Origin of the sequence: Desulfovibrio legallii, from assembly GCF_900102485.1 — a bacterium.
GTDB classification, from domain to species: Bacteria; Desulfobacterota; Desulfovibrionia; order Desulfovibrionales; family Desulfovibrionaceae; genus Desulfovibrio; species Desulfovibrio legallii_A.
On record NZ_FNBX01000004.1, the window covers coordinates 76,833 to 97,213 of the forward strand.

At 62.6% G+C, this 20,381-nt stretch carries 13 protein-coding genes, 1 tRNA gene and 1 pseudogene; 5 read left to right on the plus strand and 10 right to left on the minus strand.

Annotated features, from left to right (window positions below; translation table 11 throughout):
* Positions 1–64: 64 nt before the first annotated feature.
* The 8 genes and pseudogenes from uvrB to BLS55_RS03810 form a co-directional block, all read right to left on the minus strand.
* Positions 65–2,092: an excinuclease ABC subunit UvrB gene (gene uvrB / locus BLS55_RS03780; RefSeq protein WP_092153037.1), complete on the minus strand. Its 2,028-nt coding sequence runs from the start codon at positions 2,090–2,092 to the stop codon at positions 65–67.
* 87 nt (positions 2,093–2,179) lie between these two features.
* Positions 2,180–2,929, minus strand: coding sequence for a leucyl/phenylalanyl-tRNA--protein transferase (gene aat / locus BLS55_RS03785; RefSeq protein ID WP_092153128.1), 750 nt, complete (start codon positions 2,927–2,929; stop codon positions 2,180–2,182).
* Between the two features lie 490 nt (positions 2,930–3,419).
* Positions 3,420–3,971: a cysteine hydrolase family protein gene (locus BLS55_RS03790; protein ID WP_092153038.1), complete on the minus strand. Its 552-nt coding sequence runs from the start codon at positions 3,969–3,971 to the stop codon at positions 3,420–3,422.
* Between the two features lie 140 nt (positions 3,972–4,111).
* Positions 4,112–4,373: pseudogene (locus BLS55_RS03795) on the minus strand (integrase core domain-containing protein); the annotation flags it as partial.
* Positions 4,374–4,398: 25 nt separating this feature from the next.
* Positions 4,399–4,788 carry a hypothetical protein gene (locus BLS55_RS11845; protein WP_143339516.1) on the minus strand — a complete coding sequence of 130 codons (390 nt, stop codon included), beginning with the start codon at positions 4,786–4,788 and terminating at the stop codon, positions 4,399–4,401.
* 271 nt (positions 4,789–5,059) lie between these two features.
* Positions 5,060–7,165, minus strand: coding sequence for a DUF6538 domain-containing protein (locus tag BLS55_RS03800; RefSeq protein WP_092153039.1), 2,106 nt, complete (start codon positions 7,163–7,165; stop codon positions 5,060–5,062).
* Between the two features lie 91 nt (positions 7,166–7,256).
* Positions 7,257–7,333, minus strand: a tRNA-Met gene (locus tag BLS55_RS03805).
* Positions 7,334–7,414: 81 nt separating this feature from the next.
* Complete coding sequence (locus BLS55_RS03810; protein WP_092153040.1) at positions 7,415–8,212, minus strand: undecaprenyl-diphosphate phosphatase; 798 nt, start codon at positions 8,210–8,212, stop codon at positions 7,415–7,417.
* Between the two features lie 132 nt (positions 8,213–8,344).
* Between BLS55_RS03810 and BLS55_RS03815 the strand changes: the two genes are divergently transcribed.
* Positions 8,345–8,536: a hypothetical protein gene (locus tag BLS55_RS03815; RefSeq protein ID WP_092153041.1), complete on the plus strand. Its 192-nt coding sequence runs from the start codon at positions 8,345–8,347 to the stop codon at positions 8,534–8,536.
* 108 nt (positions 8,537–8,644) lie between these two features.
* On the opposite strand, the gene metG is transcribed toward BLS55_RS03815, so the two are convergent.
* Complete coding sequence (gene metG / locus BLS55_RS03820) at positions 8,645–10,630, minus strand: methionine--tRNA ligase (protein ID WP_092153042.1); 1,986 nt, start codon at positions 10,628–10,630, stop codon at positions 8,645–8,647.
* 23 nt (positions 10,631–10,653) lie between these two features.
* Positions 10,654–11,730 carry a PSP1 domain-containing protein gene (locus BLS55_RS03825; protein ID WP_092153043.1) on the minus strand — a complete coding sequence of 359 codons (1,077 nt, stop codon included), beginning with the start codon at positions 11,728–11,730 and terminating at the stop codon, positions 10,654–10,656.
* 141 nt (positions 11,731–11,871) lie between these two features.
* On the opposite strand from BLS55_RS03825, the gene BLS55_RS03830 reads away from it, so the two are divergent.
* From BLS55_RS03830 to BLS55_RS03845, 4 genes are read left to right on the plus strand one after another with little or no spacing between them, the layout of a single operon-like run.
* Positions 11,872–12,441: an HD domain-containing protein gene (locus BLS55_RS03830; RefSeq protein ID WP_092153044.1), complete on the plus strand. Its 570-nt coding sequence runs from the start codon at positions 11,872–11,874 to the stop codon at positions 12,439–12,441.
* Entirely contained in the window at positions 12,438–13,748 is a 1,311-nt protein-coding gene (locus tag BLS55_RS03835) for an ATP-dependent 6-phosphofructokinase (protein ID WP_092153045.1), read from the plus strand. Before BLS55_RS03830 ends, BLS55_RS03835 begins: the two co-directional genes overlap by 4 nt.
* A complete protein-coding gene (locus BLS55_RS03840; RefSeq protein WP_257243126.1) occupies positions 13,748–17,113 on the plus strand; it encodes a UvrD-helicase domain-containing protein in 3,366 nt (1,121 codons plus the stop codon). The genes BLS55_RS03835 and BLS55_RS03840 overlap by 1 nt, the downstream gene beginning before the upstream one ends.
* Entirely contained in the window at positions 17,110–20,202 is a 3,093-nt protein-coding gene (locus BLS55_RS03845) for a PD-(D/E)XK nuclease family protein (RefSeq protein WP_092153046.1), read from the plus strand. The genes BLS55_RS03840 and BLS55_RS03845 overlap by 4 nt, the downstream gene beginning before the upstream one ends.
* Positions 20,203–20,381: the final 179 nt, after the last annotated feature.

Below are 20,381 nucleotides of genomic sequence, written 5' to 3' on the forward strand. Positions count from 1 at the left end.
CCGCGCAGGGAAAACGCTGCGCGCAAAAAAGAAAGGGACGCGGGGCCGGCCTGCTGCCGCGCGCCTATTCCGGCAGCGCAATAAGACGGGTGCGCAGCTGGCGGATGCGGTCGCGCAGCTCGGCCGCGCGTTCAAATTCCAGGTCGCGGGCGGCCTGCCGCATTTCCTTTTCCAGCCTGGCCACCAGCAGGGCCGTATCCTCGGCCGTAAGCGGCACGTCGTTTTCGCGTGCTTTGCCGCGCGCTTTGCCGCGCCCGCGGCCCGCCCCGTCTTCCACATACAGGCTGTCCAGCGGAGATTCAAGGCCCTTGCGCGTGCTTACGGGGGTGATGTGGTGCTCCGCATTATAGGCGGCCTGGATGGCGCGGCGGCGGGCTGTTTCACCCATGGCGGCGCGCATGGAGTCCGTCTCCGCATCGGCATAGAGGATAACCTTGCCCCGCGCGTTGCGCGCGGCCCGGCCGAAGGTCTGGATGAGCGACCCTGCGGAACGCAGGAAGCCCTCCTTGTCCGCATCCAGAATGCAGACCAGGGAGACTTCCGGGATGTCCAGGCCCTCGCGCAGCAGATTGATGCCCACCAGCACGTCAAATTCGCCCAGGCGCAGGGCGCGGATGATCTGCATGCGCTCCAGGGTATCGATATCCGAGTGCAGATAGCGGGCCTTGACGCCCATATTGCAGCAGTATTCCGTCAGGTCTTCGGCCATGCGTTTGGTAAGGGTGGTCACCAGCGCCCGTTCGCCCTTGGCCGCCCGCGCCTTGCATTCGCCCAGCAGGTTGTCCATCTGCCCCTTGGTGGGGCGCACCTCCACTTCCGGGTCCACCAGCCCTGTGGGGCGGATGATCTGCTCCGCCACGATGCCCTGGGCCTGATCCAGCTCATACTTGCCCGGCGTGGCCGAAACGTAGACCACCTGATTGAGCAGCGCCGTAAACTCGTCAAAACGCAGAGGGCGGTTGTCCAGGGCCGAAGGCAGCCGGAAGCCGAAGTCCACCAGGGTCTGCTTGCGGGAGCGGTCCCCCTTGTACATGCCCCCCACCTGCGGCATCGTGATATGGGATTCGTCCACAAACAGGATGAAGTCTTTGGGAAAATAGTTGAGCAGACAGGAAGGCGGCTCCCCGGCCTTGCGGCCGTCCAAGTGGCGCGAATAGTTTTCTATGCCGTTGCAGTAGCCGAGCTCCTCTATCATTTCCAGGTCGAGCTGGGTGCGCTGCTCCAGGCGCTGGGCCTCCACCAGTTTGCCGTGCTCCTGAAACCAGGTCAGCCGCGCGGCCAGCTCGTCGCGGATGTCGTCCGCCGTGCGCTTAAGGTTGTCCTGGGCCGAAACATAGTGACTGGCGGGATAGAGCACGGTTTTGCCCACCTCGGCCAGCACCTCGCCGGTAAGCGGATCGATCTCGCGCATGCTGTCGATATCGTCGCCGAAAAATTCCAGGCGCAGGGCGCGCTCGTGGTGGTAGGCCGGGATGACTTCCAGCGCATCGCCGCGCACGCGGAAGGTGCCGCGGTGGAAGTCGTAGTCGTTGCGCTCGTAGTGCACCTCCACCAGCCGGGCCATAAGGGCGTCCATGGGGAAGCGCTGCCCCACCTCCACGGGGATGACCATCTTGGCGTAGTATTCCGGCGAGCCCAGGCCGTAGATGCAGGAAACCGAAGCCACGATAACCACGTCGCGCCGCGTCAGCAGGGCGTGGGTGGCGGCGTGGCGCAGCTTGTCGATATTGTCGTTGATGGAGGAATCTTTTTCGATATAGGTGTCCGAAGCGGGCACATAGGCTTCCGGCTGGTAATAATCGTAATAGCTGACAAAATACTCCACGGCATTGCGCGGGAACAGCGCGCGGAACTCGCCGTAAAGCTGGGCGGCCAGCGTCTTGTTGGGGGCCAGCACCAGAGCGGGCCGGTTGCAGCGGGCTATGACGTTGGCCATGGTGAACGTTTTGCCCGATCCGGTAACGCCCAGGAGCACCTGCGCGGGCACGCCGGCCTCCAGATTGGAAACCAGGGCGTCGATGGCGGCGGGCTGGTCGCCCGTGGGCGTATAGGCCGTTTCCAGGCTGAACGGCGGGGATTGGAGCGTATCCATCAGGGTGCTTTCAGTTGCGTCCATCTAAAAGGAAGAAAAAAATGCAGACCACAGGCGGCGGCAGAGCGAGCCGCCCACTTGCCCCGCTTACACTGCCGCCCGCCACTGGCCGCTGGCCGGATCGTGCATATAGGCCGTGCGCCAGGGCGTCCAGGGCAGATCGACCGCGGCGGCGGCCGTTGGGGCTTCGCCCAGCGCTTCCCGCAGCCGGGCCACAAAAAAGGCGCGCGGCAGCAATACGCCGCCCATGCGCATAATATGGGGCGTTTCCTGCTGGCAGTCCAGCAAAAGAGCCCCCCGCTGCCGCAAAAGCTCCACCAGCCCTGCCAGGGCCGCGCGCGAGGCTTCGGCGGCCCTGTGGAACATGGATTCGCCAAAAAACGCCCGTCCCAGGGCCACGCCATAGAGGCCGCCCGCCAGCTCGCCGTCCCGCCAGGCTTCAATGGAATGGGCGTAGCCCAAGGCGTGGAGGCGCTCGTAGGCGGCGATCATGGCCGGGATGATCCAGGTGCCGCTCGCGCCGGGGCGCGGCGCGGCGCAGGCGCGGATGACGCGGCCAAAGGCCCGGTCCAGCGTGAGAGCAAAGGGGCTGCGGCGCAAGGCCCGCGCGCTGCGGCGCGGCAGGCGAAAATCCCCCAGCGGCAGCACGCAGCGCGGGTCCGGCGACCACCAAAGCACTGGCAGCCCCTCTTCATACCAGGGGAAGATGCCCCGGCTGTAGGCCGCCAGCAGCCGCTCCGGCTGCAGATCGCCGCCCATGCACAAGAGGCCGTCCGCGCGGGCCGCCTCCAGCGGCGGAAACTGCGCAGCCAGAGCCGCCACAGCGCCGTAGAGCATCAGCAGCGGCCCAGGCGTGCCGCCCTGGAAAACGCTGCCGCACGCGGCGCGGCAAAAACACAAGATACAGCGCTCATGCCCAAGGTGTACCCAGTTTGCGGGCACACTTCAAGCACAAGCGCCATAGCTGGTCTACACCAGAGAGAGGCGGCAACTTTCCAGCCGGGGCCAAGGATTTCCAGTACCTTTTTTACCTTGCCGGGGGATTAGAGAATAAGCAGTTCGCGCACATGGCATTTCCTTAGGGCATTTCAACTTTGAAATGCCCTGGCGGCTGCGTGAGCAGACACCCGCTGTGGAGGCGCAAGCGCAATGTGTTTGCACTGTTAAGCCCGAAACGAGTGTGCCGCAAACTTTGAGCATGCCTGTTCTCAAAGTTAATCTGCTCTAAAAGGGCTGTCAGGCGGCGCGAGATTGGGGGCGTGATCCTCAAAGATTCATTTTTTGGGGCTACATAAAGCGCATAGGTTCCGAATGGACGAATTTTCAATTACAACCCCGCGCAAATGCTTGCCGTATCCAAGACGTTGGCAAAGAAGCCGTTCAGAGCCGCCATGCAGGCTGTCTGCACATCCAGGGCGGATACGGTTTTACTGTTGAAAGACAAGTCTCGCGTAGCGCAGGCGTCATGAGCCAGCGTGCAGGCAAATCCAAGATCGCAGGATGCCCGTACCGTACTGTCAATGCACATATGGGTCATCATGCCGGCTATGATAAGTTCTGTGACCGACGCTGCCTGTAAGTCCCGCAACAGAGTCGTTTCCCGGAAGGAGTTCGGGAAGTTTTTCCTGATCACCGGTTCGTTGGCAAACGGTTTCACGCAGGGATGAACTTCCACGCCTGTCGTGTTTTGCAGAAAAAATGCCGCGTCGGGCCGGGTGGAAATATGCTGAATATGAAACACCGGGAGGTTTTTGTCTCTACAAGCGGCAAGCAGCTTACCCGCCATGAGTCCGGCGGATTCACTACCGACCAGTTCCATCTTCCCGTTTGGGAAGTAGTCATTTTGAATATCTATGAGCAGCAAGGCTTTCAATTTCATTTCTCCTGTCGAGGTGTGGCGCAGGTTGCTCCGCAGTTCCCAAACGCCCCAAAGGCCGGGAACATCCCAACGTAGAAGCACTGTAGTAGTTCAGACAGGATCTGACAGTGGGCTCCGTTTTGGTGGCTCCGATTGTCCGATTAGCTGCGTCGTCCGACCTTTTCCATCCAGAGCTGTTTTCCATCAAGAATTGTTTGCATAGGCGTTCTGCCGCAGCACATTTTGCCTTGATGGGCCCTCGGTATTGCAATGCTCCAGCCAGGCGTCCAGATCTGTCTGTAACTCTTCCAGAGATTGATACAATTTTCTACGGAAGGCAACCCGGTAAAACTCGCGAAGGATCGTTTTGTGGAAGCGTTCGCAGATGCCGTTTGTCTGCGGACGTCGTGCCTTGGTCCTGGTGACCCTCCCCTAGGTAATTCTGTGGTCAATTTTTTCCTGTATTATGTATTATTTTCTGAAACCAATTAGGCTCTTTTCCTTGTGGGAAAAGATCATTACGCATTTCTTTAACAAGCTTTTCTACTGTAGTATCTGGAGAATTTGGAGGTGTGCTACTTACAATATTTAGAAGTCGCACAACTTCTTCACTGCCACATAGTCTTATACGTTCTATTGCTGCTGTTCTTGCCCATATAGCTTCCTCACGAGCCATTGTTTGCGATTTTGTCGCTATATTCAGGTAATTTATGTAGGCGTCCCGTCTTTCTTCAAAATAACGCTTTGATATTGTCTTTTTGTTTTCAAAATATTCTTTTAGGAGGAGTGTCACAACGCTACCGATTCCAAGGCCTCCTATCAGACTTACTAAGTCCATTATGTTCTCCTTATTATTTAACTATATAGACATAAAATTAATATATTGAGATTATTAACTATCGGCTCAATACAAATAGGATTATTATTCGTCTTCGATTTTCGCTACTGTCTTTGTTCCAATTGTTCTTACTGATTTAAGTTCTTTTATTTTATTATCTAAAAAAACAGAATCTGCTAAATGAACATATCGTGGATAGCCTTTATGATTGATATTGATAATATTAATATTTGAAATTCTTTTATTGCTGACATTAGAGTTGAGAAATATTTCATATCATCACCGTCTGCTTTTGAATATTAAATAAAGTTTCAATCCCCGCAGTCACGTTCAAAAACTGCATTTTGCCTATGGCTTCAAAAAGCACCCTCTGGTTAAACCTCATTCCGTTTTCATCCAAGGCATAACCACTGGAAACGCTGTTGTCTGCATGCCCCTGAATTTCGTCTAAGTGTTCCTGGCTTACACCAGAGTTCATGCCCATGTTCTTGAACAGACGCCTGAAGCTGTGGAATGATTTCGGCTTGGCTGCCCCAAGCCTCCCCTCTTCAATGCTTTGGCGAATGCCTAGTTCCTCAGAGTATTTCTTCCACCAATCTGTGAACTTGTCGCTCATTTTGTTTTGCGCGTTTGGGATGAATGTTGGGAATAGCTGTCCTTGTTCCCCATGTTGGCTTTTGAGTTTCTGAACGTGAGACAAAAAGCCAAGCTCAAGAAGTCGGGGGTGAACGGGGATTAAGCGCTGGGCTGTCGCTGTCTTGATTGTCCGTGTTCCGTCTTCGTTGGCATAAATAGATAAGCAGGAAATACCCTGACGTTGTAAAACGTCCCCAAGCTGAAGGTGGGAAAGCTCTTCGATTCTTGCCCCTGTGTACATGCCAAGGAGCAAAAGCCAACGGTAATCCGTCCGTACAGCTTCGGCCATCCATGCGGGGTATCTCTTGCCCCTGCGGGTTGTCGCTGGCTGTGCTTTTGGCAAAGTTCCCAGCGTTGAACATTGGCTAAACAAGCTGGACTTTTTGAAGATGGTTTCAATATCCTGCTGGGAATAGGGATTCTTTACTGGAACCCTAGTCTTTGTCTTCTGTTCATATACTGTAATCCCCGAAGCCGGGTTAAAATTTATATAGCCGTTTCTAATGGCGGTTGTAAACACAGTGCTGAGAACCGCAAGGCGTCCTTCATTGGTTGTCTTAGGCGCAAGAACTTTAAATTTTATGCCTTTTGCTCTTTGCTCATCGACCCATTTTAATACTTCTGGAAACTTCTTCCTGTCCATGCTGCGCGGTAGGTTGGTAGGAAGAGTTACAAGAACATCCTTGTATTGCAGAATATGTGTCTTTGTGATTGCCTTGATAGGCAAATCCCCCACAAGTTCAATAAAGCGGCGTACAGATGCTTCAAAGCTTCTAAGGGTTCCTGGGGATGGCTTGCGCTCTTCAAGATACCGTTTCCATGCCTCAGAGAAAGGCGGGTTGTCGATGGAAGGAATCAAGTTCGGGTTTACTCCCACTCCTGGGGCATTTTGCGGCAAATGAGCTGCGTTTTTGGCCTGGGCCATATCATTGGTCATCTTGCCCGCTTTCGGCTTCTCTGGGGTCTCTATCCACGCCCCCTTTGACCGCTGCAAGACGGCTTTCTGAACCGTGACTTCCTGAAGCAGCATATCAAGGCAGAATTTGCGGTAGGCTTCGGAAGTCAGGCGTTCGTCTTCGGTTTCTGGGGTCGCTATGCCATGCTCTGCAAGGTAGCTGTCTGCCACTGACTCAATTATGTGGGTGTCACCCTCAGCAATGAAGGGTTCTGAAGCGGCTACAAAAAGCTCTGCGTCTCGTTCAAGCTGCCTGCCCTCTTCCTCGCTGATGCCGGAGAGCCGTCTAAAGGGCTTGGGCGTGTATATAATCCCCTTGGCTGCGTTGAGTTCAACCAAGAGTGCCTGTTGCTCGTCCCAAGCGGCCTTGGCTTCCTTAACGTCTTTGCGCAACGGTGCCCTGCGGTTGGCTTCGTCTTTGTGTAAAGCTTCGTGAGGGTACAGCAGGGCAAGACGCTCAAGTTCAAGGGCTGAAATTTGCGTAAACGGGGTCAGGGCTGGGGCTTCTTCTTGCGCTGGCTCTGGAATGGCTGGGGAGGTCTCAAGCGGCTGCGGCTTGGCTTTCAGCTTTCGCCTGTGTTCGCTAAATTCCTGTTCAAGCTGTTGGGCTTTGAGAAGTATTTTTGACTGAGCTTCTTTATCGTCTTCAGTGTGAAGGCTAAACTTCCATTCAGTCCTTGGGGCGTAGACTTCGAGCAAGTCCGTAGGGACTCGCATACGAAAGTACAGGGAACGGCTTCGGGGTATCCGGCAGGGTTTCGGCGGAATAAAAGACAAGGCCCTCATGCCTCCGTGTGTACAGCCTTCGTGTACACACTTCAAGCATAAGGGCCTTATATCTCTAGCGCTTAACGTATTTCAAGCGCTTGCATTTCAATGGTAGCAAGGGAGGGATTTGAACCCCCGACACTGCGGGTATGAACCGCATGCTCTAACCAACTGAGCTACCTTGCCGTATGTAGGCCGCCGTTCAGCGGCGCGACGCATTCAATACAAGATTTGCCTGCCGCTGGCAAGAAATTTTTTGCAGCAATCTCAGTAAACCATGAAATAATAAACCAGCGGCGCCAGAATCAGCCGGTACACGGCAAAGGGGATGAGCGTCATGCGCCCCATCAGGGCCACAAAGGCCTTGACGGCCACCAGGGCGGAGAGAAAAGAGCCGATCATGCCCACGGCAAAAAAAGGCAGGTCCGCCGCGGAAAACAGGCTCCAGCTCTTGAGCAGATCGTAGCCCGTGGCCGCCACCATGATGGGTACGGCCGCGATGAAAGAATACTCCGCCGCCAGCGGGCGCTTGGCCCCCAGCAGCATGCCGCCCATGATGGTGGCGGCCGAACGGGAAAAGCCCGGCCACAGGGCCAGGCACTGGAAGCAGCCGATGCCCAGCGCCAGACGCGGCGTCATGTCGTCCAGCGTGAGGCAGATGGGGCGAAGTTTGCGCCGCTCCACCCAGATCATGCACAGGGCCCCCACAGCCAGGGCCAGCAGCACGGTAAGAGGGCGAAAAAGGTGTTGCTTGATGTAACCGTGCAGCAAAAGGCCCAGCACGCAGGCGGGCAGCGAAGTGAGCGCCAGAAGGGCGATGCCCCGCATGCCGGCAAAGCGCGCATAAGGCTGGGGCCGCAACAGCCCCCAGAAGCGCTGCCGGTAGAGCACCACCACAGCCAGGATAGCCCCCAGCTGGATAACCACCTCAAAGGTGGCGGCCTTTTCGCCCACAAAATTGAGCAGATCGCCCACCAGGATCAGGTGCCCGGACGAAGATACGGGCAAAAATTCCGTAATACCTTCCACAATACTCAGGATGAGCGCCGTAAACAGGTTGTCCATATATGTTGTCCCTGGTCGCGCCGACGCGCGGCGCGCCTTGGTTCTGCAGTTCAGCGAAAGGACCGCGACGGCGAATCGGCATTGCCAAATCCCGCCGCGGCGGCTATAATCAAGAGAAAAAGGATGTGTTCCATGAGCAGCATCATGCCACAAGGCGAACTGGTTCGCAAAGCCGCCGCATACCTGGCGGAGCAACGGGCCGCAAACCCCGGCAAAAGCCTGGCCTCGCTTCTGGACGAGGCGGGCATGCGCTTCAACCTTACCCCGCTGGACGCCGCCGCCCTGGAGCGGCTGTTCCGTCAATCCTGTTCAGAAAAACCGTAAGCGCCCAGGGCGCGCCCTGCCCCGCCGCCCCTTGCTGCGCTCGTGCCAGGCCGCGCCCGAAGCGGGGATCGCGGCCAGCGCGGCGCACAGGGGCCGTCACCTGCAGCCTCAGGCAATGTGCCCGCCGTCGGGCACAGGCTTGTCCACGCTGAGCAGGGCCAGCGCGGCGTCGTCCCCGGCCGTGAGCACCATGCCCTGGGAGACCAGCCCACGGATTTTGCGCGGCGGCAGGTTAAGCACGGCGCAGACCTGACGGCCCACCAGCGCTTCCGGCGCATAGTGCGCTGCCAGCCCGGAGAGAATCTGCCGCGGTTTGCCCTCGCCGAAGTCTATTTCCAGCCGCAGAATACGGTCGGCATTGGGGTGTTTTTCCGCCTGCAGCACTGTGCCCACCCGCAGGTCCAGGGCCTGAAACTGACTGAAATCAATGAGCTCCTTTGCCGTTTCCCCGTCCGCCGCAGCGGCCGGGGCCTTTGTGTCGGCGGCTTTGGGGGCTTCCGGCGCGCTGGCCTTGCCTTTTTTGTTCGCCGGAGCGGCCTCCGCCGCATTTTTCTTGGTCTCGATGCGCGGAAAAAGGTTGGAGCTGGCGGCCAGGGCCGTGCCCGGCGCAAGGCCGTCAAAGGTATCGATTTCATCCTCCAGCCGGGGCACAGGGGGCGTCTGGGGCGTCGCATGCTGGCCCAGCTGCTCCAGCATGCGGGCCGCGGCCGTGGGCATGACCGGCCAGAGGCAGAGGGCCGTCTTGCGCATGGCCGCCAACAGCACATACATAACCGTGCCGAGCCGCTCCATGTTGCCCTGCTTGTACAAAGCCCAGGGGGCCTGGGCATCCACATATTTGTTGAGGGCGCGTACCAGCTCCCACAGGGATTCCAGCCCCTGCGCGAACTGAACGTTGCAGAACAATTGCGCAAAGTTGCGCATAGCCGTAGCGCAAAGGTCCACAATGGCCTGGTCCGCTTCCGTCAGGCCCGCAGGCCGGGGAACCACGCTGCCGAAGTACTTGCCGCTCATGGAAAGCACACGGCTGAAAAGGTTGCCCAGGTCGTTGGCCAGGTCCGCATTGATGCGGCCCGTAAGCGCCTCTTCGCTGAAGCTGGCGTCCGCGCCGAAGTGCATTTCACGCAGCAGAAAATAACGGAAGGCGTCCGCGCCGAAGCGCGCGCTCATGGCCTCGGGCTCCACCACGTTGCCCAGAGATTTCGACATCTTGGTGTCGCGCACCAGCCAGTAGCCGTGCACGTTCAGGTGGCGGTAGAGGGGCAGGCCCGCAGCCTTGAGCATGGTGGACCAGAACACGGCGTGGGGCTTGAGGATATCCTTGGCCACCAGGTGCTCGCCCGGCCAGTAGCGCGGATAATCCGGCCCGTCGGGCCAGCCCAGGGCGCTGATGTAGTTGAGCAGCGCGTCGAACCAGACGTAGCAGACGTAATCCTTGTCAAAGGGCAGCTCAATGCCCCAGGTCAGGCGCTTCTTGGGCCGGGAGATGCAAAGATCCTCCAGCGCGCCCGATTCCAGCATGGCCAGCACTTCGGAGCGGTAGCGCTCCGGCCGGATAAAGGACGGGTTGTCCTCAATGTACTGCTTGAGCCAGGGCAGGTATTTGGACATGCGGAAAAAGTAGTTTTTCTCGCTGATGTATTCCGGCTTGGTCAGATGCTGGGGGCAGAGGCCGTTTTCCAGCTCTTTTTCTGTATAAAAGCGCTCGCAGCCGTAGCAGTAATGCCCGCCGAACTCGCCGAAGTAGATGTCCCCCCGGTCGTAGACGCGCTGCAAAAAACGCTGCACAGCCGCTATGTGCTGCGGATCCGTGGTGCGCACAAAGCGGTCGTTGGCGATGTCCAGGTGGGGCCACAGGGCCCGGAAGCGGCCGCTGATGTCGTCTACAAATTCCTTAGGCGTTTTGCCCACTTTTTCCGCCGCCTGCACGATTTTATCGCCGTGCTCGTCCGTGCCGGTAAGAAAAAGCGTGTCCTCGCCCAGGAGCTTGTGGCAGCGGGCCATGGCGTCGGCCACCACAGTGGTATAGGCGTGCCCCAAGTGGGGCCGGGCATTAACGTAGTAAATGGGCGTGGTAATGAAGTAGCTGTTCACGCAAGGCTCCGTTGCTTATGGCGTCATTGGTCCGCTTCGGGGTGTTGCGGCCTGCGGCGGCGTTTACGGCGGGGTTTTGCCGCGCCGCGCGCCGGGCCATTCCCTTCGGGGGCGCTTTCGGCAGCGCCGCCCCTGTCTTCAGGCGCGGCGGCCTCCGGCCCCCCGCCCGGCGCAAAAGTCTGGTCCACGCTGTCCACGGTTTCCGGCGTAACGGAAACCACCAGCAGGCCGTCGCCCTGGGGTGGCTTTACAGCCTGACGGCTTTGGGGCGCGCCGTTCTGCGGCGCTTCAGGACGAAAAGGCGACAGAGCCTGCCATTCTTCCAGGCGGAGTTCCTGCTCCTCGCCGGTCTCGGTCAGCACCGAGAGGGAATTGCGGAACATGTTGGCCCGCAACACCTTCATGGGGCCTTTGTCCGTCTGATAGCGTTTGCCCAGGCGGGGGCAATGGCGGTGGAAGTTGTCGTAATTTTCCTGCTCGTAAGCCAGGCAGCAGAGCAGACGGCCGCAGATGCCGGAAATTTTGGCGGGATTGAGAAAAAGATTCTGCTCCTTGGCCATACGGATGGTCACGGGGGCGAACCGGCGCAGGTATCGCCGGCAGCAGCAGACCATGCCGCAGTTGCCCACGGCCCCCACCATCTGGGTTTCGTGGCGCACGCCGATCTGGCGCAGCTCAATGCGGGCCCGGTATTCACGCACCAGATCCTTGACCAGATCGCGAAAATCAATGCGCGCCGGGGCGGTAAAATAAAAAATCAGCTTGCTGCGGTCAAAAAAGACCTCCACATCCACAAGTTTCATATCCATGCGCCGTTCGCGGATGCAGCCCCGGCAAAAGGCCGCGGCCTCCTCGGCCAGGCGGTCGTTCTCCTCCCCCTGGCGGATGTCTTCCGGATCGGCCAGCCGCAAAATCTGCGGCACAGCCTGATCGCGCAGCTCTTCGGGCAGAGGGAGCGGGCCGGAGACCACGCGCCCCAGCGCCGTGCCCTGCTCCGCCGCAATAAGCACGCAGTCCCCAGCCTTGAGATCGCACGGCCCCTTATAATAGCTGGTCTGCCCCAGCGGGCGGAAGCGGACACCATATACGGGCGAGGACATGGACACGGCACACCTTTATTGAAAAGATTTCCAAAACAATTCTTTTCGGCCATTACCGCCCCGCTGTCAACACTGGACCGCGCGCCCGCCTTGCGTTCGCCGCGCCCCTGCCGTAAACTAAAAAAAGAGGAAGGTACAGCCATGATCACACGAGATGCCGCCCTGCGTCTTTTAGAGGAACACCGCACCCCGCCCGCCCTGCTGCAGCACGCCCTGGCCTCAGAGGCCATCCTGCGGGCTCTGGCTTGCCATTTGGGCGAGGATGAAGAGCTGTGGGGCCTCACGGGCTTGCTCCACGACCTGGACTACCCCGCCACGGCTGAGGCCCCTCAACGCCACGGCCTGGACGGGGCCGAACTGCTGCGCGAGAGCCTGCCGGAACCCGCCTTGGCCGCCATCCGCGCCCACAACGGGGAAATGAACGGCGTCGCGCCGCAGAGCCGCTTTGACTACGCCCTGCGCTGCGGCGAAACCGTGACCGGGCTTATCAGCGCGGCGGCCCGCATGCGGCCCACAGGGCTTGAGGGCATGGAGCCCAAAAGCATCAAGAAAAAGATGAAGGACAAAGCCTTTGCCGCCAGCGTCAGCCGGGAGAATATCCGCCAGTGCGCCGAGGCCGGGCTGGATCTGGACGCATTTCTGGCCTTGGCCATAGAGGCCATGCGCGCCATAGCCCCGCAACTGGGCCTGGACAAGGCGGTGCGCGCATGACCCCCGAAACCGCCGCCCTGCAAACGGAAATCCGCACCTTAGGCCCGTGCAAGCTCGATTCCTCCCTGCCCTACCGTACCTGGGCCGACGCGAAGACCGTGCAGGTGTTTGTGGACGAGGAGCTTTCCGACGAGGCCGCCACGCCGGGCAGCGTCTGCCTGGAGGCCGCCGGCCCGCGCAAAAAGCTCTACTTTGATTCCACCAGGGCCAAGTGCGCCATTGTCACCTGCGGCGGCCTGTGCCCAGGCATCAACGACGTCATCCGGGCCATCGTCATGGAGGCCTTCCACGCCTACCGCGTGCCCGCCGTGCTGGGCATCCCCTATGGGCTTGAGGGCTTCATCCCCAAATACGGGCATACCCCCCTGGAGCTGACGCCCGCCGCCGTGGCGGACATCCACCGTTTCGGCGGCACCATGCTGGGATCCTCGCGCGGGCCGCAGGCCCCCGATGAGATTGTGGACACGCTGGAGCGCAGCAACGTCAACGCGCTGTTCGTCATTGGCGGCGACGGCACCATGAAGGCCGCCCAGGCCATCAGCGAAGAAGTGCAGGCCAGAAACCTCAAAATCGCGGTCATCGGCATCCCCAAGACCATTGACAACGACATCAACTTCATTCCCCAGTCCTTCGGATTCGAGACCGCCGCCTTCAAGGCCACGGAAGCCATTGAATGCGCCCACACCGAAGCCTGCGGCGTGCCCAACGGCATCGGCCTGGTCAAACTTATGGGGCGGGAATCCGGCTTTATCGCCGCGCGCGCGGCCCTGGCCCTCAAGGAAGTGAACTTTGTGCTCATCCCTGAGGCGCCTTTTGTTCTGGAAGGGGAAGGCGGCCTGTTGCCCGCCCTGGAAGAACGCCTGCGCCAGCGCGGCCATGCCGTCATTGTGGCCGCCGAAGGGGCCGGGCAGCATCTGCTGGATCAGCACAGGAATACGGACGCCTCCGGCAACCCCGTGCTGGGCGACGTGGCAGCCCTCTTGCGCAACGCCTTTGCGGCCTACCTGGACGCCCGCGGCCTGGAGCATTCCATCAAGTACATTGACCCCAGCTACATCATCCGTTCCGTGCCGGCCAACGCCAACGACAAAGTCTATTGCGGCTTTCTTGGCCAGTACGCCGTACACGCGGCCATGGCCGGACGCACGGACATGGTGGTGGGCAAAATTCAGGACCGCTATGTGCACCTGCCGCTGGAGCTGGTTACGCGCAGGCGGCGCAAACTCAACATCTATTCCGACCTCTGGCGGGCCGTGCTGGAATCTACCGGGCAGGGCATGCTGGCGGGCATGCTGCCGCCCCTTTGATGGACGCGTCAGCTCCTGCATGGCATCTGCGCCAGGTCAAGGCTTCGGCCGGTTCTGGCAAGACCTATGAGCTGACGCGCTGTTTTTTGCAGCGTGTGGCGGCCTGCGCCGCGCCAGCGCCGGCCAGCGGGGCCTGCGCTCTGAATGCCGCCGGCCCCACGGGCTGGGGCGATATCCTGGCCGTCACCTTCACCAACGCCGCGGCCGCGGAAATGCGCGAGCGCGTCATTACCCAGCTCAAAAGCGCCGCTCTTGGCCGCCCGCTCCAGGGCCTGCCCCTGGACGCGCAGGCGGCCGGGCGCTGGGTCACGGCCATCATGCGGGACATGAGCGCCCTGCAGATCCGCACTATAGACAGCCTCCTGCACCTCATTGTCCGCGCGGCGGCCCTGGACCTGGGCCTGCACCCGGATTTTCAGCCCGTGTTCGCCAGCGAGGAGGCCCTGACCCCCTACCTGGACCTGCTGCTGGACGAAGCCCGGCGGCGAAATCCCGCCATGCTGGAGCTGCTGCGCCAGGTCTGCCACGCCTTGGTCCGGCACGGCAACAGCCGGGGCTTTCTGGCCGGGGAAAAAATCCTGAGCCAGTTGCGCCCTTTTATGGATAAGGCGCTGCTGGGTGAACTGGAAGGCGTCTCCCCGCCCGCCGAGCTGGAGCAACGCCGGACAACCCTGATCAAGGCGGCGCGCGCCGCGGCCCGGAACCTGCTGGACGCGGCTGCGGCCCTGGCCTGGAAAAAACAGGCTTTGAACGCAGTGGAAGACCTGGCCGCGGGCACGGTGAAGGATTCGGCTTTTTTAAAAAAAGCGGACGCTGCCGAGCTGTTCCTCAAAAACCAGACCGTGCCCCCCGCCGTGGCTGCGGCCTTTGCCCGCTGCGCCGCCTGCGCCCGGGACTGTCTGGAGGAATTCCCCCTCCTGCAGCTGGGCCAGCGCTACGCGCCCACAGTGGAGCTGGCCCGCACCCTGGCCGAAGCCTTCCGGCGCAATCAGGCGGAGGAAGGGCGGCTGCCCGGCCTGCTCATTCCGCACCTGGCGGCGGACCTTTTGCGCGCCGAGCACGGCGTGCCGGACGCCCTCTGCCGCCTGGGCGCGCGGCTGACGCATTTTCTGGTGGACGAATTTCAGGATACCAGCGCCGCCCAGTGGCGCGCCCTGCGGCCGCTGGTGCTGGAGGCCCTGGCGCGCGGGGGATCGCTCACCTGGGTGGGCGACGTAAAACAATCCATCTACGGCTGGCGCGGGGGCGATCCGGATCTTTTCGACGCCGTGCTCAGCGATGCGGACCTGACCGCCCTGGCGCCCGAGGGGGAGCGCGTCACCCTGCCCCACAACTGGCGCAGCCGCGAACAGGTGGTGCGCCACAACAACCGGTTGTTCGCCCCCCTGGAAAACCGGGAAACGGCCCTGCGCGCGCTCACGGCGCTGATGCCCGCCAACGCGCCAGCGGACGGCCTGCCCGAGGCGGCCGCCAAACTGGCGCAGGCCTTTGCGGGCGCAACGCAGCAGTGCCCGCCCCAGGGCCAACCGGGCGGCCTGGTGCAGGTAGAGGTGCTGGAGGCCGAAAACGTCGACGCCCTGAACGCGGCGACCCTGGAGCGCCTGGGCGAGCTTCTGGAAAAAGAAATCGGCCCGACGCGCCCCTGGTCCGATGTGCTGGTCCTGGTGCGGTCCAACCGCCTGGCTGCCGAGACGGCGGACAGCCTGCTTGGCCGGGGCATCCCGGTCATCACGGAAAACAGCCTGCGCCTCGCCGGGCACCCGCTGGTGGCTCAGACCGCAGCCCTGCTGACCTTTCTGGACAATCCGGAAGACAATATCGCCTTTCTTGCCGTCATCAGCGGTTCGCTGTTCCGCGAGCACCCCAAGGCCGCCCCGCTGGCCGGGGAGGATCTGCACGCCTGGTGCGCCGAAGGCCCTTGCGCCACCCCCCTCTACCGCCGGTTCCGCCTGCGCTGGCCAACAGTCTGGCAAGCGCTGCTGGAACCCTTCTTCAACCAGTCCGGGCTCATGACGCCCTACGACCTGACCCTGGAATGGTTTTCCCGCCTTAAGGCCGCCAGCCGCTTCCCCGATGCCGCGGCCTTTCTGCGCCGCTTTATGGAGGTGCTGCACCGCGCCGAAGAAAAAGGCCTCTCCACCCTGCCCACCTTCCTCGAACACTGGCGGGACAAGGGCGATGCCGAACGAGTGCCCATGCCGGAACAAATGGACGCCGTACGCATCATGACCATCCACAAATCCAAGGGCCTGGAAGCGCCGGTGGTGGTGGTGCCCTGGACGGACTTCCGCCTTCGGGTCCACGCCGATCCCCTGGTGGTTGCGCGGGGCGGGCTGCACTATGCGGTGGGCAACGCCAGGGTTCTGGGCGCGCCCTACTTTGCGGAGCTGACCCGCCAGGCCCGCGAATGTCTGCATCTGCTCTATGTGGCCTTTACCCGCGCGCGGGACGCCCTGTACGTTTTTCGCGGCGCGCCCGTGGGCGGCAAAAAATCCGCCTGCGACGCCCTGGACGTGCTCTGGACGGCGGCCAGACTCTCCCCCCCCTATGTGCTGGGCGCGCTGCCCGCTGCCGCGGCCGCGGCAGCGCCCGACGCGACCCTGCCGGAAACGCCGCGGCAAGCGGGAGCCCTCCCCGCCGGGGACGACAACGCGCCGAAGAAGGGCGAAGCCCAGGCCGCCCAGCCGCCAGCAGCAGCGCAAAAAACGGCCGCCGCAGCGGAAGCGGCAAGCGCCCCCGCGACAGCTGCGGACGCCGCAACAACGGATGCCGCCCCCTGGCGGCCCATGCAGTGGCTGCCGCGCCTGAAAATTTACCGCAACCCCTTGGCAGGAATGGCCTTCCGACCTGAAGACAGGGGCACCTTGCTGCACGCCTGCCTGGAACATCTGCGCCCCACGGGCAACCCGGAGGCAGACGCCCGCGCGGCCCTGGAGCGCGGCCTGCGCGCCTACGCCCTGCCTGTGCCTGAAGACGCGGACTTGCGCCGAGAGCTCACAGCCTCCCTGGCCTGGCTGGCCGCCCAGCCTCGCGCGGCCTCCTGGCTGGAGCGCGGTCTGGCGGAGCATTCCTTGCTGGACGGGCACGGCAACCTGCTGCGGGTGGATCTGCTGGCGCCCGAAGCCTGGGGCAGCCTGGTCATTGATTACAAAAGCGGCCAGGCCAGGGAAGAACATGCGGCCCAGGTGCGCGCCTACCTCCGTTGTCTGCGGGGCGCGGCCGCGCAAAACGGATCGGCCGGGACCGCGCGCGGCCTGCTGGTGTATCTTGATCTGCACCGCTTCCGTCTGGTGGAGGAAGCGGGCGTCTCCCCCCTGGCGGAACGCTGTGAGGAATTGCTGCCCCCGGAGGAAGCCGGATCATGAGCGGCGCGCCCTTTTTGCTTTTTCCCTGGCAGCGGCCTTTTCTGGCGGATCTCAAGGCCCATCTGGACCAGATCTGTGCGGGCGCGCCCGGCCAGGCTCTGGTGGTGGTACCCCACCACCGTCCCTGGCGCTATCTGGCGCGGCGGTATGCCGCCGCCGGCTATGTGGGCCCCTTGCCGCGCGTCCTGCCCCTTGCGGATCTGACGGCCCAGTGGCGGGCGCGCCTGCTCCCCGCGCCCCTCTACGCAGCCAATGAACTGGACCGCGTGGCCGTGCTGCACAAGGTCGTGGCCGCCGTGGCTCAGGAGGACAGCGTCCTGGCCTCGCGCTTCGCCGCGCTGGACATGGGGCGCTTTCTGCCCTGGGGGCTGCGCCTGGCCAGGCTGTTTGAAGACCTGTTCCTGCAACAGATAGCCGCCGTGGATCTGGCCCATATGGAGCAGGAGGTGGCCGCCCCAGCCGCGGCCCTGCTGGGCGCGCTGGGCCGCATTGGCCGGGCCTATGCGGCGGAGCTCCAGACCAGGGGCTGGACCACGCCGGGTCTGGACGCGGCCGCCGTGGCCGCCGACGCCGCAGAAATCCCCTTCCTGTTCCGTCCTGCGGCGCACCGGCCGGTGCTCCTGGCGGGCTTTTCTCTGCTAACCCGCAGCGAGGAGGCCGTGCTGCGACGGTTGTGGGAGGCCGGAGCGCAGGTCTGCCTCCACGCAGACCCGGCCCTGGCCGCAGGGGGAACGCCCCACTGGTCCTGCGAGCCGCTGGCCGCCTGGCTGCGCCGCTGGCGGACCACGGCCGAGTTTCCACCCGCAACAGAAGCCGCCGCGCCCAACGCGGATCCGAACGTTACGCCCAAGGCCCTGTCAGAGGCTGCGCCAACTGCCGCACCGGACGCGACGTCGGGCGCGGGGCAGGCGTTTCCGCGCCCGGAGTTCCATTTTTTTGCTGGCTACGACCTGCATTCCCAGCTTCAGGAATTGCGCGAAGTTCTGACGCAACCGCCGGGGCCCGCGAGGCCCGGCGCGGACGCCGCCACGGCCGTGGTTCTTACGGACAGCGCCCTGCTCATGCCCGTGCTGCACCATCTGCCGCACAAGGACGTCAACGTCTCCATGGGCTATCCGCTGGAGCGCTCCCCCCTCTACCGTCTGCTGGAGGCCCTGCTGCGCCTTCAGGAAACACGCGACGCGGATGGCCGCTACTACTGGCGATCGCTCTTGCAGTGCCTGCGCCACCCCTACCTCAACCTGCTGCGCGCCGCCCCGGAGCCACAGGCGGCAACGCCCAACGCTCCGGAGGCCCCTGCCGCGTGGGGCGCGCCCCTGCGCGACGCCCTGCGCCTGCTGGAAGGCCGCCTGCGCACGGGCGCGCGCTTTGTGAACCTGCCGAACCTGGTGCAGGAGTGCGCGGCGGAGCTGCCGCCGGCCCAGGCGGACCTGCTGCGGAAAAGCCTGACGCTCTTCACTACGGATCTGAGCTCGGCGGCCACGCTGGAAGACACGGCCCGGGGCCTGCTGGAAATCTGCGATTTTCTGCTCCGGCACGGCGGGGACATCTGGCGGCGCTTTCCCCTGGACGCCGAAGCCCTTTACCGCCTGAGCCGTCACGTTGTCCCCCTGCTGCGCGACAACTGCCTAGCGCAGACGCCCTTTCCGCCCGCGGTGCTGCACAGCGTGCTGCGCCAGACGCTGGAGCAGGAGCGCGTGCCCTTTGAAGCCGAGCCCCTCACCGGCCTGCAGGTGCTGGGCATGCTGGAAACGCGCCTGCTCAACTTTGACCGCGTGCTCATCGTGGACGCCACGGACGACAAGCTGCCGGGCGCGCCCGCCCAGGATCCGCTCCTGCCCGACGCCCTGCGCCGCGTGCTGGGCCTGCCCGACGCCCGCGGGCGGGAGCGGGCCGCAGCCTACACCCTCTTCCGCCTCTGCGCCGGCGCGCGGGAAGTGCGTTTTTTCTGGCAGGAGGGCATCAGCCGTTCCGAGCTCTTTGACGGCAAAAAAAGCCGCAGCCGCTTTGTGGAGCAACTGCTCTGGGAGGAGGAGCAGCGCCGGGGCGCACTGCTTGCGCCAGGGGAAGCCCCGCTCGCAACGGCGCGCTGCACGCTCCGCGCCTTTGCGCCGCAGCCCCAAAGCCTAACGCGCCAGGGCGGTCTTGACGCAGCCCTGGCCCGGCTTTTGCGCCGCCCCCTCTCGGCCACCAGACTCGACGTCTATCTGGAATGCCCCCTGCGCTTTGTCCGTCAGCACCTTTGCGGCCTGGAGCCCCCGCAGGAAGTCAATGAAGGCGATGACCCCGCGGCCGTGGGCACCTGCGTCCACGCCACCCTGCGCGCCCTCTACGCCCCGTACCTGGGCCGCACGCTGCACCGGGGCGAGCCGGACGCCGCGGCCGTGCAGGAGTGCTTTGCGCAAGCCCTGGCGGATTCCGGCCTGGAAGAACAGCTGCCGCCGGACAGTCTGCTTATTCTCAAGGAGGCCGTGCCCATGCGCCTGGCGCGCTTTCTGGACAACCAACCCGCAACCACACGGGTGGAGGCCCTGGAAACGCCCCTGAACGCGAACCTGCGCCTGGCCGGGGCCGACTACGCTTTTACCGGCATCTGCGACCGCCTGGACCGGCGGGACGAATTGCTCCATGTGCTGGACTACAAGACCGGACGCATCAAGCTGCCCGACGGCGACCTCTGGACGGACGTCAGCTTCTTCGGCCATGCGGCAACGCTGTGCGCCGCCGTGCTGGAAGCGCAGGAATGCGGCGAACCGACCCTTGCGCCCACGCTTGCGGAAGCGCTGGAGGCGGCTTTTGACGATCTGCGTCAACGCCTGCACAGCCTGCAGCTGCCCATCTATCTGCTTATGGCGCAGGCGGCCGGCCTGGGGCAGCTGGGCGACGCCGCCCTGGTGGACCTGGGGGATACGGGCAAGGAAATGCCTTTGTTCGGCGGCCTGGACGAACCGGATCTGGGCAAAGCCCTGGGCTACTGCCGCACGGCCCTGGAGCTTACCCTGCTGCACCTGACCCGCGCCCCGCTCTTTACGGCCCGGCCCGGCCGGCACTGCCGTTACTGCCCCTACGCCGCCCTCTGCGCCGTATGATCAAAGGGCGGTCCTGCAGCGGCAGGTCCGCAGGCCGCTCTGCCCGTTTTCAGGCCCCCACGGCAAACGTGCGTCTTTGGGCCGCGGCGCAGCAAAAAAAATCCTTTGGCGGCGCGCCCTCTTGGCGTTCTTGTGACAATTCCTTGTTGCGCCCCGAAGGGAATGCGCCTATATTTGTC